The organism is Listeria sp. ILCC792, from assembly GCF_900186135.1.
Classification (GTDB): Bacteria; Bacillota; Bacilli; order Lactobacillales; family Listeriaceae; genus Listeria; species Listeria goaensis.
This window is the reverse complement of record NZ_FYBO01000012.1, coordinates 44,078-59,838: the sequence shown is the minus strand read 5'-3', so window position 1 is coordinate 59,838 and position 15,761 is coordinate 44,078. Positions and strand designations below refer to the sequence as shown.

At 40.7% G+C, this 15,761-nt stretch carries 12 protein-coding genes; 9 read left to right on the top strand and 3 right to left on the bottom strand.

Annotation, left to right across the window (positions count from 1 at the left end):
- Window positions 1–150: 150 nt before the first annotated feature.
- The 7 genes from walK (at window position 151) to CFS60_RS11730 (ending at window position 8,440) form a co-directional block, all read left to right on the top strand.
- Window positions 151–1,977 carry a cell wall metabolism sensor histidine kinase WalK gene (walK, locus tag CFS60_RS11760; protein ID WP_088825797.1) on the top strand — a complete coding sequence of 609 codons (1,827 nt, stop codon included), beginning with the start codon at window positions 151–153 and terminating at the stop codon, window positions 1,975–1,977.
- On the top strand, window positions 1,974–3,284 hold the full coding sequence (locus tag CFS60_RS11755; protein WP_088810431.1) for a YycH family regulatory protein: 1,311 nt from the start codon (window positions 1,974–1,976) through the stop codon (window positions 3,282–3,284). Before walK ends, CFS60_RS11755 begins: the two co-directional genes overlap by 4 nt.
- A gap of 2 nt (window positions 3,285–3,286) precedes the next feature.
- A complete protein-coding gene (locus CFS60_RS11750) occupies window positions 3,287–4,147 on the top strand; it encodes a two-component system regulatory protein YycI (protein ID WP_088816063.1) in 861 nt (286 codons plus the stop codon).
- 96 nt (window positions 4,148–4,243) lie between these two features.
- Entirely contained in the window at window positions 4,244–5,074 is an 831-nt protein-coding gene (locus CFS60_RS11745) for an MBL fold metallo-hydrolase (protein ID WP_088839290.1), read from the top strand.
- Window positions 5,075–5,206: 132 nt separating this feature from the next.
- On the top strand, window positions 5,207–6,706 hold the full coding sequence (locus CFS60_RS11740; RefSeq protein ID WP_369823200.1) for a S1C family serine protease: 1,500 nt from the start codon (window positions 5,207–5,209) through the stop codon (window positions 6,704–6,706).
- 618 nt (window positions 6,707–7,324) lie between these two features.
- Window positions 7,325–7,804: a 23S rRNA (pseudouridine(1915)-N(3))-methyltransferase RlmH gene (gene rlmH / locus CFS60_RS11735; RefSeq protein ID WP_088810427.1), complete on the top strand. Its 480-nt coding sequence runs from the start codon at window positions 7,325–7,327 to the stop codon at window positions 7,802–7,804.
- 18 nt (window positions 7,805–7,822) lie between these two features.
- Window positions 7,823–8,440 carry a hypothetical protein gene (locus tag CFS60_RS11730; RefSeq protein WP_088825796.1) on the top strand — a complete coding sequence of 206 codons (618 nt, stop codon included), beginning with the start codon at window positions 7,823–7,825 and terminating at the stop codon, window positions 8,438–8,440.
- Window positions 8,441–8,475: 35 nt separating this feature from the next.
- Here CFS60_RS11730 and CFS60_RS11725 read toward each other — a convergent pair whose 3' ends face one another.
- Genes CFS60_RS11725 through CFS60_RS11715 form a run of 3 tightly spaced genes read right to left on the bottom strand, consistent with a single transcriptional unit; the run spans window position 8,476 to window position 12,208 of the window.
- The gene (locus tag CFS60_RS11725; RefSeq protein ID WP_088810425.1) at window positions 8,476–9,999 is read right to left on the bottom strand and encodes a BCCT family transporter; all 1,524 of its coding nucleotides are present in this window, start codon (window positions 9,997–9,999) and stop codon (window positions 8,476–8,478) included.
- Between the two features lie 57 nt (window positions 10,000–10,056).
- Window positions 10,057–10,998: a WYL domain-containing protein gene (locus tag CFS60_RS11720; protein ID WP_088839288.1), complete on the bottom strand. Its 942-nt coding sequence runs from the start codon at window positions 10,996–10,998 to the stop codon at window positions 10,057–10,059.
- A gap of 1 nt (window position 10,999) precedes the next feature.
- Window positions 11,000–12,208 (bottom strand): WYL domain-containing protein, encoded by a 1,209-nt coding sequence (locus CFS60_RS11715; protein ID WP_088839287.1) that lies wholly within the window; start codon window positions 12,206–12,208, stop codon window positions 11,000–11,002.
- A gap of 101 nt (window positions 12,209–12,309) precedes the next feature.
- On the opposite strand from CFS60_RS11715, the gene CFS60_RS11710 reads away from it, so the two are divergent.
- Window positions 12,310–13,530 carry an RtcB family protein gene (locus tag CFS60_RS11710; protein ID WP_117614842.1) on the top strand — a complete coding sequence of 407 codons (1,221 nt, stop codon included), beginning with the start codon at window positions 12,310–12,312 and terminating at the stop codon, window positions 13,528–13,530.
- 145 nt (window positions 13,531–13,675) lie between these two features.
- Window positions 13,676–15,724, top strand: coding sequence for a TerD family protein (locus CFS60_RS11705; protein WP_088839286.1), 2,049 nt, complete (start codon window positions 13,676–13,678; stop codon window positions 15,722–15,724).
- The last annotated feature ends 37 nt before the right edge of the window (window positions 15,725–15,761 follow it).

Genomic DNA, 15,761 nt, shown 5'->3' with positions numbered 1-15,761 from the left:
TACGAAGCACGTCATTTATTTTACTAATAAATGATGTGTTTTTTTGTAAGCGTGAATTATGGTATAATACAAGAATTAAGAAGAAACTAAATTGCGATTTGCCATAGATAGAAACATCAATTTAACCCTGAACAGGAGTAGACGTGTTTTATGCATAAAATGAAGTTTTTCCAGTCGGTGCAATTCCGGTTGGTGATGATTTACTTGTTGCTTATTTTAGTTGCTATGCAAGTCATTGGCGCTTATTTCGTGCGCGAACTAGAGGGGCAGCTTGAAAAGAACTTTCAAGATTCTATCAAAAATAGTATGACATTACTGGATTATAACGTGCGGGAGGAGATTTTAAAGAACGGCGATAATAGTGCGCAGATGCAGACGGATATTCGTGAACTTTTGGTCGATTATGCGCGCAACAATTCGAGTTTGCTCGAGGTGCGCATTGTTGATGAGCGTGGCAAAATTCTCGGGACGTCCAACATGGACAATCAGGGGATTGTAGGCCAAAAATCAACCACGCCTTTAGTCAAAAGAGCTCTGTCGCTTGGCACTTCAGAAGAAAAAATTTATATGGACGAGTCAAACGACAATAAACGTGTTTGGGTCACGGTTTCTCCAATCAAAAATAAAAATACGGTGATTGGGGCTATTTATCTTGTCGCGAATATTGAGTCCGTCTACTCGCAGGTGGACTCAATTACGAACATTTTTATTACCGGGACGCTGATTGCGATGGTCATAACGGCTGTTCTCGGGGTGCTCTTGTCGCGGACGATAACGAAGCCGATTATTGATATGAAACGACAAGCTTACGCTATGGCGAGAGGGAATTATACTCGGAAAGTAAAAGTATACGGACTTGATGAAATTGGTGAGCTTGCGCAAAGCTTTAACTCGCTGACAAAACGGGTTCAGGAAGCCCAAGCCATGACCGAAGGGGAAAGACGCAAATTGTCTTCCGTACTTTCGTATATGACAGACGGGGTTATCGCAACTGATCGCCGCGGCAAAGTCATTTTAATTAACTCACCAGCGGAAAAAATGCTTCGCATTGCCCATGAAACCGCGAATGGACAGCCACTTACAGAAGTCCTCGGCATTCAAGATGAGTATGCTTTTGAAGATTTGATGGATATGACCGAGCCGCTTACGATGGACCGTAGTACAGCAGAACGCTATGTTCTCCGCGCCAATTTATCAGTCATTCAACGTGAAACAGGATTTGTAAATGGTGTAATTGCGGTTTTACATGACATTACAGATCAAGAGAAGGTTGACCAAGAACGTCGCGACTTCGTATCAAACGTGTCACACGAACTTCGCACGCCTTTAACCAGTATGCATAGTTATCTCGAAGCACTTAGTGACGGGGCGTGGGAGGATAAGGAGGTCGCGCCGCATTTCCTTGAAGTGACGCAAAATGAAACAGAGCGAATGATTCGCCTTGTCAATGACCTTTTGAAATTGTCGCGTATGGACGGCGGCAGAGAACATCTGGATAAAAGTTTTGTGAATTTTACGGACTTCTTTAATCATATTATCGATCGTTTTGAAATGATGAAAAAAGAATCGATTAAATTTAAACGCTATATTCCGCGCGTGCCAGTTATCATTGAAATTGATGAAGATAAAGTGATGCAAGTGCTGGACAATATTATTTCCAATGCGAATAAATATTCACCGGACGGCGGTCAAATCTCCTTTTTCTTGAAAAAAATGGACGATAAAATCGAAGTAAGTATTAGCGATGAGGGACTTGGAATTCCGGAAGCTGATTTAGACAAAGTGTTTGATAGGTTCTTCCGGGTGGATAAAGCGAGATCGAGAGAAATGGGAGGAACAGGGCTAGGACTGGCTATTGCGCGCGAAGTAATTGAGGCGCATGGTGGTCGTATTTGGGCTGAAAGTAATAAGCGCAAAGGTACGACAGTCAAGTTCACCTTGCCATATAGCGATTTGCCGGAGGATGATTGGGAATGAAGACAAATGCATATTTAAGAGGCGCTATCCTCACCGTACTCGTTATTTTTAGTATCGTGCTCAGCTATTTTATTTGGAAAGGCCAGCCAGATTACGAAACGATTGATGTGAAAGAAGTGGAAAAAACAACAATTGATAAGCAGAAAACCGCTGCCCAAGTTTTTAAACCGATGATGATTCAAGTCAATAAAAACGATACACATTTTCAAACGAACAATGGCACTTATGTGAACGAGCTAGCCGCAGATGGGCGCAACTTTAGTTTTTCAGAAGTCGTTCTTTCGGGGAAAAAACGGAGTGAGGAGTACGACCGTATTATTCACCAAAACGGAGCGATTGAGCTTATTTACCCAAATAACATCCCATTTTCGATTTTTGCGCAAGTCTTCCAAGTTGAAGGTAAGAAGCTTGATAATGCTTCATTCAATCGAATTATTTTTGACACAAATAAAACGGACACCGGCTTATATACCGTTTATTTTACAAATGATTATGAAGATACGATTTACCAAAGTTCTCTTCAAGAAAAGGATATTGAGAGCGTTCGAAATATTGTTGAAGAAGCAAACAAGGAAGACGTATTTAATGAAGTCCCAGAAGTAAGACCGAGCAAGCATTCCATCTTCCTTTCAAACGAACGAATAAAAATGAGCAGTGAAAAATATATTATCGATTCAATGGATATCAATTTGTTTACGAAGGCGCTGTTCCAAGATGTTGGTTCTGTTAAAAATGAAGATAATTCTTATACAAATGGCTCAAGCAAAATCGTGCTGGATACAACGAATAAGGTGTTGGAATATATTAATCCAGCACAAGAAGTAACAACAAATACTGAAACAATTTCGAAACGAGATAGCCGCATTCAAGATAGTTTTAACTTTATTAATGAACATGCAGGCTGGACGGACAACTATTATTATACTGGCTACTATGCCCAGTCTGGAACGGTAAACTTCGGTTTATTCGTGAACAATTTGCAAGTTTTAAATTCAGCAGGTATGTCGCAAATTTATGTCACGGAAGGACAAGAGGCAGTATATAAATATAGCCGACCATTCTTTAAATTAGACTATCCAATTCCGCGCGAAAGCGAAGAAGTGACACTACCATCTTCACTATCTGTCTACAAGAATTTGGAAAGCAATCCTAATATTGATATTCGCTCATTGCAAATGATTACACTCGGTTATGAAATGTCATGGGTAGAAGATAAAGGACTTAACCGAATTGTAGAACTAAGACCGACATGGATATTCAAATACAACGGGCAATGGTTCGTTTCTGATATGAAGGAGAGTGAGTAAAGTTGGATTGGAGAAAAACAGAAATTATTTTTATTATCGCCTTCCTATTACTCGATATTTTCCTTGTGGTGATGTTTTTAAATAAACAAGCAACCAATGATCCTGATAAACTTGGAAACGACACGCTTCAAGACCATTTAAAAACAGATAACATCAGCTATCCAAAACTGTCTTCAAAACCGGTTATGGGGGAAATTTTCACAGCTACCCAAGACGCGTTTTCTGCGAAGGACGTTGCGAGCTTAAAAGATCAAAATGTTTTTCTTGTGAATAATGCCAGTGAAATTTCGTCTACATTAAAAACACCGATTCCCGCTGACAAGGACAAAGAAACACCTGAACTTGCCAGTTTTGTCAAAGAAAAGGTGTACAAAGGTTCGTCCTATAAATTTTGGAAATATGATAAAGAGGAAAATAAGCTAATCTACAATCAAGTGATAAAAGGAGATATGGTCCTCTTTGATAGCGGCGGGCAAATTACTTTTAAATTGAATAATGCCGACGAGGCAGTATCATACACGCAAACGTATCTTGGAAAGCAAGATGATTTGCAAGAAAAAACCAATTTAATGTCTTCGATGGATGCCTTAGAAGCGATTTATCAACATGGCGACTTAAAAACGGATAGCGACATTGTGAAAGCAACGTTTGGCTACTATACAACGGTCCAATTATCGAGCGGCGATGTTTATTTCCCAGTCTGGTGTTTTGAGGTCAAACATAAAGGTACGACGACGTACTTTTTAATCAATGCCAAAGATGAACAAGTTATCAATTTAAATGAATCGCGCGCGCAAAACCCAGAAGAAACATCCATGAGCGAATCAATCCAAATGTCACCAGAAACAATGATGGGCAACTAGGCGTAAAACGAAAATCAATCCACATTCGGGTTGATTTTTGTTTTCTTTTGTAAAAAATAAGGTTAAAATAAGGATATGTCAGGGGGTACGAATGTAATGATGAAGAGTCAACTGTTAGCAGGAACTGGTGCGGCGCAATTAAAGTTTAGTATTCTCGCAAGTGGGAGTTCTGGCAATGCCACACTTATTGAAACAGACGACCAAAAAATATTAGTCGATTGTGGTTTAAGCGGTAAGAAAATGGAAGGTCTTTTTAAACAAATTGACCGGGATATTAGCGAAGTGGACGCAATTTTAATTACGCATGAGCACTCGGACCATATTAAAGGTTTAGGTGTTTTGGCGAGAAAATATAAACTCCCTATTTACGCAAATGAGAAAACTTGGCGTGCAATGGATAATATGATTGGCGAGGTAAGCTCGGATCAAAAATTTCAATTTGATATGGAAACTGTAAAAAGTTTTGGGCACTTGCAAGTAGAATCATTTGGAGTCTCGCATGATGCGGCTGAGCCCATGTTTTACATATTTCATAACGGGAATAAAAAGTTTGTTATGATTACGGACACGGGCTATGTGAGCGACCGAATGAAGGGGCATATCAAAAATGCTGATGCCTATTTATTTGAAAGTAATCATGATGTCGAAATGCTTCGTATGGGGCGTTATCCGTGGAATGTGAAGCGTCGAATTTTAGGCGATGAAGGGCACGTTTCGAACGAAGATGCAGGAATCGCGATGAGTGAAGTCATTGGCGATCAAACAAAGCGAATTTATCTTGGACATTTAAGCAAGGACAATAATATGAAAGATTTAGCTAGAATGAGTGTGACACAAACGCTTGCAAGTGAAGGCATTGTGGTCGGAAATCAGATAGAATTATTTGACACAGATCCAGAAATTCCGACGAGCATTTTCGCATTGTAAAGCTGAGAAGGGACGTAAAGCGAATGAGTACGTCTCTTTTTTCTTAAAAATTTAAAGTAATTTCATGAATTTTTCATAATTCTCTTGTAAGATAAGTCTATAGATGAATTTTTATGCGGAAAGGGATGGTTAATTTTGGAAAACGAGAAAAATGAGTTTGGCAAAACAGTAAGCGATGATGCGAATCAATCGCCAGAAACAACAAAGGAACAAAAAACAGAAGAAACGTTACATAGTCCGCACAGACAAGAACCAGTTTCTGAGCCGATTTCGGAAGGTGTAACAGCCGAAGGGCAAGTTTTCGCGGGGGCGACGCGTGAACAAGCCGAAGCAAGCATGACGAACGCTTTTTTTGAAGAAGCCTCCGATACTTCTGAAAAAAACAACACAGTTCCCCCAGTACCACCTGTTCCCCCAACACGTTCAAGTGGCGATGACGGCGGCGGTAGTGAGCCACCAAAGAAAAACGGTGGTAAGCACTTTTTAGGTTATTTCCTAACAGGCCTAATTGGCGTTCTAGTAGGCGGTTTGATTATCTTTTTCGCCGTTAGCGGCTTAGGTGATTCCTCAAACGATTCGTCATCTGGATCAAGTTCAAACACGGGAAAAGTAGAAAAAGTTTCGTATGAAAATACAACCAACATTACAAAAGCAGTCGAGAAAGTACAAGACGCTGTTGTAAGTGTTTTAAACTATCAAGCAACAAGTTCACTTGACGGTTCCACAACTTCTGAGGAGGAAGCCTCTTCTGGCTCAGGCGTTGTTTACAAAAAATCAAACGGCAAAGCATATGTCGTGACGAATAATCACGTAGTCGAAGGCGCCAATAAACTTGAAGTGACTTTCTCTAGTGGGAAAAAATCATCCGCCAAGTTAATCGGAACTGACGAATGGAACGACCTTGCAGTACTAGAAATCAGCGATGAAAATGTGAGCACTATAGCTGAATTCGGCAATTCAGATTCCCTTAAAGTCGGAGAAACTGCCATCGCAATTGGTAGCCCACTAGGTACTGAATTCTCCGGTTCCGTTACAGAAGGGATTATTTCCGGCTTAAATCGTGCTGTTCCAGTGGATACAAATGGTGATGGTCAAGAAGACTGGGAAGCAGAAGTTATTCAAACTGATGCAGCTATCAACCCAGGTAACAGTGGTGGAGCTTTAATTAACTTAGAAGGCCAAGTGATTGGTATTAATTCCATGAAGATTTCCACAGAAAATGTAGAGGGAATTGGATTTGCGATTCCGATTAACACAGTTGAACCTATTATCGAACAACTTGAAACAAAAGGTGAAGTAACTCGTCCTTCGCTAGGCGTAACACTCCGCGACGTGGATACAATTCCAGAACAGCAACAACAAAACATTCTGAAATTGCCTGAAGGTGTCGATTACGGCGCAATGGTTCAACAAGTCGTTAGCGGCTCTGCTGCGGATAAAGCTGGTTTGAAACAATACGATGTAATTGTAGAAATGAACGGTAAGAAAGTAACCAACTCAATGACGTTGCGTCAAATTCTTTACAGCAATGATGTTGAAATAGGTCAAAAGATGAACGTGAAGTATTACCGTGACGGTAATAAAGAATCCACAAACGTTACGTTAGAATCAGCTACATCATCCAAACAATAAATATAAAATGCGACTCCTCGGAGTCGTATTTTTTTGTGGATAAGTTGTGGATTTCCAAAAGTCAAGCAATCAATATTTAGGAGAGAACATATTTTCTTGCACTAAATATAGAAGGGGGTTGTGGATATGTGGATAATTTTTGTGGATAACCTGTTAGTAAACCGTGAATAAGCTGTGGGAAATCGAAAATACTGACAATTTAAGTATAAAAAGTTGCTTTTCGAACAAAAAATTGAATCAAATTTCATTTTTGCCCAACTTTCATAGTAAGATATACCTTTTTGTGAAAAACAACTATAAAAACGCTCATTTATCCACAGTTTCATTTGCTAACAAATTCCAAATTGCTTCTGCCACAAGGTTTTTGCGAGTATTATGATCATGTGGATAACCTGTGGATAGTGAATTTCACTAAAAGTATATCTTGTAGGGAATGTTTGTTCTTATACAAAATATAGATGCGTCTGTGGATATGTGGATACTTTCTGTGGATAAAACTTGTGTATAAGTGCCATTTTCTTGTGGAAAAGAAATTTGTGTGCGAATTTAGGTCAAAAGCACGTATCAGTTAATTTTATGGTATGATAAACGGAGAAAATGCAATTTTGAGGTGGATACATGAAAATCCAAATTATTACAGTAGGAAAATTAAAAGAGAAGTATTTAGTGCAAGGCATTCAAGAATACTTAAAGCGTTTAGGTCCATATGCGAATGTAAGTGTTGTAGAAGTCCCAGATGAAAAGGCGCCAGAAATGTTAAGTGAAGCTGAAATGTTACAAGTAAAGGAAAAAGAAGCAGAACGAATTTTAACAAAAATTTCTGCGGATACATACGTTTTTGCGCTGGCAATTGCTGGCAAACAAAAATCGAGCGAGGATTTTGCTGACGGACTTCATCACCTCATGACATATGGGAAAAGTAAAATTGCGTTTATCATTGGCGGCTCACTTGGCTTAAGCGATAGTGTTTTAAAACGCGCCGATGAACAAATTTCGTTTGGCAAATTGACACTACCGCATCAACTCATGCGTCTAGTTTTAGTCGAGCAAATTTATCGTGCATTTAAAATTATGCGCGGGGAGCCGTACCATAAATAACAAATGAAGGAGTGCATCATGAAAAAAATTAGCATCATGATTGTTGTTGGCGTGTTACTTATTGGCGGGGGTTTAGGCGTGCTGGCGTATTGGAATCTTTGGCCGTTTCAAGGTGATAAAATTGCGGGGGTGCCAAACGGAGCTTTAATCAAAAAAGATAAGGAATCGATTGATACGCTAGATCTTCTTTTGGCGGCTAGCGGAAAGGTTGCTTTTAATACGGAGGGCGAGCGGGTTCAAGTGTACCTCGATGTGTATGAAAAAGCGGAGCGCGTGAGCCATCAAAAAGTTGTAGAAATTGCGCGCGAAGAAAAAAGTCCGATAAACGGGGAACTTGTTTGGGGCGCAGTTGGTTTTGATGTGATGAAACCAGAAGAGCTTCGCGTTAAAATCCTCGCGAACGGGGCGGAATCACAAAAAAAAGTGCCGTTATCTGCAGAGTTGTTCCATAAATTTGAACACGCAGGAAGTGCTACAGAGCCTTTTGAGGGTGGAAAAATAGAGCCCGGCAAACGTTATGTTCTTCAGTACTGGGGTTTCTCAGAAAAAGGCCTACGAATTGTTGATGACTTATTTGCGGAAGAGGCGCTTAGCGAGATGGATCAGTCGATTATTTTGTATGTGATGTTCAAATAGCAAAAAAACAGGGCAGTCGGCCCTGTTTTTTTGTGCTATAAATTATCTCGCTGTGATTTTTTCGGACGGATAAATAGACCGAGTCGCTCTTGTTCTTTTGAAAGGGAAATGTAGAGCGAGATCATCATGAGAATAATGATGACCGAAAACGGGAATGCGACAATAATTGCTGCGTTTTGTAAGCCTTGCAGTCCACCAGAGAATAAAAGCGTGCTTGCGATGCCGGCTTGTAAAATGCCCCATACTAATTTAATTTGGAAACTTGGATTTAGTGAGCCATTTGTCGTTTGAATCCCGAGTACAAACGTTGCTGAATCCGCCGAAGTCACAAAGAAAACAGCAATGAGGATAATCGCGATAATCGATAAAATGGAGCCTAGTGGCAGCTCATTTAATACGCCGAATAAAACTTGTTCCGTTGGTAATTTTTGCAAGCTTGGCACAACCGTGCGCTGAATGTTAATGGCTGTACCGCCAAATACCGCGAACCAGAGTGCGCTCACAATTGTTGGTAACAAGATGACGCCCATTAGAAATTCGCGAATTGTACGCCCTTTGGAAATACGGGCGATGAAAAAGCCGACAAATGGCGACCAGGACATCCACCACGCCCAGTAAAAAATCGTCCAACTGTTAATCCATTCGCGGCCAGCTGGATTGCCCGGCTCCGTTCGAAAACTCATCTGCACAAAATTTTGCAAATACTCTCCAAAACCATTCATAAATTCATTCAAAATCTTCACCGTTGGACCCAAAAAGAGCGTCAGCACAAGAAGCAGAGCCGCAATATAAAGATTGAGATTACTCAAAATCTGGATGCCTTTGTTTAAACCGCTAGCCGCGGAAATCATGAATAGGATTGTCACAATGATGATAATAATCATTTGAATGGTGAAATTGATCGGAATATCGAAAAGATACGCAAGTCCGCCATTAATTTGTTGGGCGCCGAGCCCTAAAGTTGTCGCCACACCAATGACTGTCGCGAAAACGGCGATGATGTCTACGATATGCCCAATCGTTCCTGACGACCGGTGACCTAGGATAGGGTAGAGGGTTGCGCTAATTAAACCCGGTGCTTTCTTCCTAAATTTAAAATAAGCAAGAGCTAGGGCTACGACCGCATAAATGGCCCATGCAGAAATCCCCCAGTGAAAGAAAGTATAGCGTAGCGATTCCTGTAGCGCGATTTGTGTTTCAGTTTCGCCGCTTGGTGAGCTGACCGCAAAATGAGAAAGCGGTTCTGCTGCACCCCAAAAAACGAGGCCAATCCCCATGCCTGCGCTAAAAAGCATGGCAAACCATGATGTATTGCTGTACTCTGGCTTTTCGCCTGGTTTCCCTAAACGTATGGCGCCAATGGGGCTTAAAATTAAGAAAATACAAAAAGCCACGATAATGGCGACAACAAGCAAATAATACCAGCCGAACGTACTTGTTAAAAATTGTTGAATGTTGGCTGTTGCTGTTTCAAAGCCTTGTGGGAAAAATACGCCGAGTAAAACGGCGAGAAGGATAAGTATAACGGAGCACCAAAAAACCATCCCAATTTTTTTCATAACATCCTCCTTTTCGTTCTACTTAGTATTCATTATACCTTTTTTGTGAATGAAAACCTAATCTCCTAAAGAAAGTTCAGTTTGTCTTTGCAATCTTTGTTTTAGCAACCTAATGAACGTGCTTGGTGCAGTGACTCGGAGCATAGGGCCGAAAGAAAGAATTTGAATAAGTAGTTCATTTTCAGTTGGCGCAGGATAAGAAATCACTAGCTCATAAGTTTTGTCATCAATCCGTTTCGTTGTTTTTTGATAGCTTGCAAAGTGTAACATAGCGCGCTCTAGAGCATTTCGCCGATTATAAAGTGTGCAGTGAATCGTTTTAGTGACAGGCTTTGGAGTCGTTTGCTCACGCGCGTTTTCTGCCATTAAAGTGGCCGAATGAATTTGCTTCACATTTAAAATATAGGCTGTGCCATTTTGCGCAGATTTAGCATGAAGACGAAAACGATCATTTTTTTGAGAAAACTCCAGAATTTGTGGGCTAAAAACCCCAGTTAGCTGATTTTTCCGAGCATTCTCATACTCCAAATAAACTTGCTTATTCGTTTGAATCGCCTCTAAGATGACCTTAAAACAGCGAATGTAGTTGGAATCTGTATACATATCGCCATCTGCGAATTGATCAAAATAAAAAATATCTTGGGAAGAAAATAATGGGGGCACGTCTTTTAAATGATTTTGCCATTCAAGTTGTTCTTCCGGTGTTAAAAATAGAGCCATGCGTGCATCTTCTAAAATGGTTTTCAAAAACCGTTTTTCAAGCTCACGATAAACAGGTGGAATTGCGGGCAATTTAGGCGTGAAAGTTTGCTCCTTTTTATGTAGCAAATCCCAATTTCCTTCCTGTAATAACTGCGGTTCGAGATGGAAAAGTGTTTCGTTGTAGCCTAAATCTTGAATAATCGCCCGAATTTCATCAGCAGAAAGTGGACGATTTTGCATCAATATTTGATTGACAATAAAATAATACGTGCCATAAATTTCGCTAAAAATGGGCATTTCACTCTTCCTCCTCATAAAAGGCGTTCATTTCGCCAATTTCTTTAAAGAATGCTTGCACGAAACCTCGTTTACTAGCTTCCATCTTAACAATTCGCCCGATAAAGGTTCGTAAAAATGGTTTGATACCCGTCAAATCAAACAGCTCAATCTCATATTCAAAAAGTTGTGGCCCAATTTTCGTGAGTTTTCCAGAACGCCCCTCACGTTTAATCCGTTCAATAAGGTATCCATCGCGTTTTTCATCGATTTGAAGCTGCATCGCCAATCTGTCTTTCTCACAATTCCCAGTCATATTGCTCCAAAAATACGGCTGACATGCATCAAATTCTGCTACGATATGATCGAAATCTTCCGAATGACCTAACAGCTTTACAGAAGCAAGATGTTCTAGGCGGAAAGTAGTGAAAAAACGACTTTGCTTCATTCGCCCAATGACGTAACACCGCCCAGTTTGCGAGCTAACTAGTAGTTTTATCGGTAAAAATGGTTTTGAAATGACATTTTCATGACCGAAACGGTGGATTTCAACGTACTTTTTCGACTGAATGGCCGCAAGTAAATCAAACGCAATTTGTTCATCTAAAGTATGAACAGGATAGAAATGTTTAAATTGAAACGGCGAAGCGGGGACAAATTGCTGCACGTTTAAAATATACGCGCCTAGCACCCCAATTGGCAGCACTTCCTTGAAAAATTGAATGGCCGTTAAAAATCCATTTGAAAGTTTTGGAAAATCAGCAAGCTTATAATAGTTCACTTTTTTTTGTTTGGTTTGCTCGAAAATTCCTAATTTGACATATTCCGATAGTTTTTTTCGAACAGTGCCCTCTTCGATTAGTTTTTCCGCGTCAAGGATGCCGAGTATTTCTTGCAAGTTTTTGGCGCCGAGTGTGAGTGCATCAATGAGCATGAAATGCAAGAAAATATCATTCTTCGTAAAGGATTTTGCTTTCCATACCGAGAAAAAAGGGTTTTCGCTTAAAGAATTGGTGTTAATCGCAAGGCGGACGACTTTTTTCGTGCCACTTACTTCCGTTTCAATGTAATTATGGAAGTAGCTTTCAATGCGTCGGCGCTCGGTATCGTAGCTGCGAATGCTTTTTTGCCCAAATTCTTCGCGTGTTTTAAAGCCGTAGATGTAGAAATCGCGGGCGTAAGTGCGCACCGTATTCATATTTTTGATTAGTTCTTGGAATTCTTTTGCCACAAAAATCTTCTCCTCTCTCTTTCAGATTAACATTGCGCACCTTTTTTTAAAAGATAAAATCATGACTTTTTTCTATACTAAAGATATCGATTAGTGAAGGAGTGCAAGAATATGTTTGTCAACTACGAAAAAAAGCGAACAGAAAACCTATTAAAATATGGCTTGAAAGCGCGTCTGATATTGAGGCAGGCTGTTTAGAACAAGCGAAAGAAGTTGCTCGTTTGCCTTTCGTGTTCAAATGGCTTGCGCTTATGCCGGATACGCATTTTGGGAAAGGAATGCCGATTGGCGGGGTTTTGGCGACGAAAGATGTGATTGTGCCTTACGCGGTTGGGATGGATATTGGGTGCGGGATGTGTTTTATTGAAACGAATATTTTAGCACGCGATGTGCGCGAAATTATGCCGCAACTTGTTCAAACGACGCTAAAAAAAATTCCGGTTGGAAAAGGGAAGCACAGCGAGAAGCAAATTTCCGAGCAACTGGATGGAGCAGAAAAAATGACGTTTTATGAGGCGCTTCCAAATGTGCGCGAAACAATTGAATATGCGTACTATCAAATTGGAACGCTAGGCGGTGGGAATCATTTCATTGAATTCCAAGAAGATGAAAAAGGCTATTTATGTATTATGCTCCATTCTGGAAGCCGCCATCTTGGTGCCGCAATTTGTACGCATTTTGATAAAATTGCGCAAGAAGCGAACCAAAAATGGTACAGCAATTTGTCGGCAGAAAACGCGCTTTCCTTCTTATCAATTGATTCCGAAGAAGGGCGCGCCTATATTGAATGGATGAACTTCGCGCTTGATTACGCGTATTTAAACCGCGAAACAATGTTGAACCGAACGATGGAAATCACGCGTGAAATTGTGCAGCGAGAATTAAATCAAACGGTCGAATTTAAAGGGCGGATTAATTGCCACCACAACTATGCTTCGCTTGAAACGCATTACGACGAACAAGTGTATGTCCACCGAAAAGGCGCGACAAGTGCTAAAAACGGCGAACTAGGTATAATTCCAGGCGCAATGGGCTCAAAAAGCTACATTACAATGGGACTAGGGAGTAAAGAAAGCTTCCATTCGTCCTCACACGGCGCCGGCAGAAATTACTCCAGAACACGAGCAAAAGCGAATTTCCCAGCTAAAGAAGTATTGGCAGATTTAGAAAACCAACAAGTGACACTTGGGAAAACCAATTTAAAAGATGTAGCTGAAGAAAGCCGCTACGCGTATAAAGACATTGACCAAGTGATGCAAAACCAAAAAGACCTCGTCACAATCGTGAAAACATTACACACACTAGGGGTCATAAAAGGGTAAAAACAAGCTGGCTCCAGATAGACTTCCTTCTTAACCTCAATTAGTCTATTGCATTTCCAGCTACCGAAATTTGGAGGCTCTTGGCGGACTTCCTTCTATAGGAACTAGTTCGCCTCTTTTCCTCCGTATAAAAAGGAGAAACAACATGTATGAATTAACAATTCGACGTCAAAACGGAATTTATTTACCTCAAATAAAAAATAGTGAGGTCACTACAAAAAAATTAGAACAGTTTCTAACAAAAGCTGCGCAATTAGGCTATTCTGTTTCAATCGAGCTAATAGAAGGCCTTTCTAATGAACATTTAGAAGGGATCTTGGCAGCGATGTATGAAATAAAAGGCGTGAAAAATCATAAAGCATTCCATAAAAATTTCCCAAAACAAGTGGCGGAAATGGACGATTTGGAACTTTACGGGAAAGCCGTTTTGCATTATGCGACGTTCGGTTCCTATTTGCCAAATGATAAAGAAGAAACGCGTGCAGCACTAAACGGGGTCTACAAGTTGCAAGAAATCAAATGTGTCAGTGAAGCGGACGTGATAATGCTCACCAACCAACTGATTCATAGCAAGGAAGCGTTCAGTGGGCATGATAAAGCCGATTTGAAAATTTTACTTAGAAATTTTGGTGGGAAAGCTCAATTTGAAAATGTGACACAAAAAGAAAATTTGGCTTTTCTAATTAAAATGTGTCTTAAATACCAGTTGGACACGGCAGCTTTGATGGCGGAAATGAAAACGGCAACGGATGTGCTTCGCTTTGCGGTTAGCTTGTCAGACGGCGATACATCGCTTGCTGAACCCACTCGCTTTATTACCTTCAAAAGACCAATGCGCCGTTTAATGCTGGAAAATCTTAATGAAACAGCCAATTTAACGGAGGATATGCGCCGACACAAACGGGCGTTCATTCGCCTTGGTGAGAAATTGCACCCTTCTGAATATCGGAACGTATATCCGCACGCAGCGGCGGGATTTGATGTGATACGAAACAATGAAAAAGTCATTACGTTTAATCGGAAAGTAGAGTGTGCCCTTGCTGAATCTAATTTGGCGGAAGCAATCTCGCTTTTAAAATCCCGCCCAGGCGAATTTGCGCGCCGTTTCGATTATCTGCTTAGAATTTTTTTCGATGAAGCGGAACAAAACCAGCTGTTTCACGCATTTAAGCAAGTGGCAACTCGCACGTCGGTGCCGATTTTGCTTAACATGCGCAGCCATTTTGAAAGCCGTACGAAAAATCAGGCGGCGCGTATTTTTTTCCCAAAAGGTCAAAAAGCAAAAGTTTTTGTGACGGAAGAAACACGTGTCAAAATCGCCATGCAGACGGCTTTGCGTGTCATTCAAATTTGCGACGATGCGTTAGTTTCGCAGTTTGCGCAAAAAGATTATTTGGGAAAAGTCTTTGTTGATGAGGAGTTGAAAAACTACACGGTTCCGTTTGCGAATCGCTCCACGAATAAAAGTTTGAAGCAATTTGCCCGTGGTTCAAGAATCAAACTGAATTTTGAGGAGCATCCGATTTTGCGTTTGTTTATTTACTGGAAAGGTGACATGGTGGATATTGATTCGTCGGTAATGCTTTTTGATGAAAATTATAGTCAAGTGTCTTACTGTTCGTATTATGAATTGCGAGATGCGGCGCATACAATGACGCATAGTGGTGATATTACGTCTGCGCCAGATGGGGCTTCCGAATTTATTGATATAAAACTGAAAAGAGCTCAGGAAATTGGCGCGAAATATGCAGCGATATCTATCAATAGTTTTTCAAGAATCCCGTATTCGGAATTAGAGGAATGCTTTGTCGGATTGATGAACCGAACGGATAGCGAGTCAGGTGAGATTTTCGAACCGAAAACGGTGTCGCAAAAGTTTGACTTAACATCTATACAGATGGCGGTCATGCCATTTATTGTTGACTTGGAAGCACAAGAGCTCGTTTGGTGTGATTTAGGTTTGGGGCATGAGGAGGGAGCGCCAAACAATATCCATACGCATTTAACGGGGATTGAGGCAATCACTTATGCTATGACGACACTTAAAAAGCCAACGCTCTATGATTTGTTTTGCTTGCACGGGAAGGCTCGCGGCGAACTCGTTTTAAACCGAGAAGAAGCTGATGTTATTTTTGGAGCGGGGGGCAATGTGGAAGCGAGCGATTTCGAAAAAATTATGGGTGAATTTATCTAGCGGCATCGAAAAATATGGGTGCTGCTAGTCTTATTTT

Bases quoted from the DNA above. Each gene is read 5' to 3' on its own strand.
- CFS60_RS11755 (WP_088810431.1), top strand. From the start codon at position 1,974: ATGAAGACAAATGCATATTTAAGAGGCGCTATCCTCACCGTACTCGTT.
- CFS60_RS11725 (WP_088810425.1), bottom strand. From the start codon at position 9,999: ATGAAAAAAATTGGGATGGTTTTTTGGTGCTCCGTTATACTTATCCTT.
- CFS60_RS11705 (WP_088839286.1), top strand. From the start codon at position 13,676: ATGTATGAATTAACAATTCGACGTCAAAACGGAATTTATTTACCTCAA.
- rlmH (WP_088810427.1), top strand. From the start codon at position 7,325: ATGAAAATCCAAATTATTACAGTAGGAAAATTAAAAGAGAAGTATTTA.
- CFS60_RS11730 (WP_088825796.1), top strand. From the start codon at position 7,823: ATGAAAAAAATTAGCATCATGATTGTTGTTGGCGTGTTACTTATTGGC.
- CFS60_RS11745 (WP_088839290.1), top strand. From the start codon at position 4,244: ATGATGAAGAGTCAACTGTTAGCAGGAACTGGTGCGGCGCAATTAAAG.
- walK (WP_088825797.1), top strand. From the start codon at position 151: ATGCATAAAATGAAGTTTTTCCAGTCGGTGCAATTCCGGTTGGTGATG.
- CFS60_RS11720 (WP_088839288.1), bottom strand. From the start codon at position 10,998: ATGCCCATTTTTAGCGAAATTTATGGCACGTATTATTTTATTGTCAAT.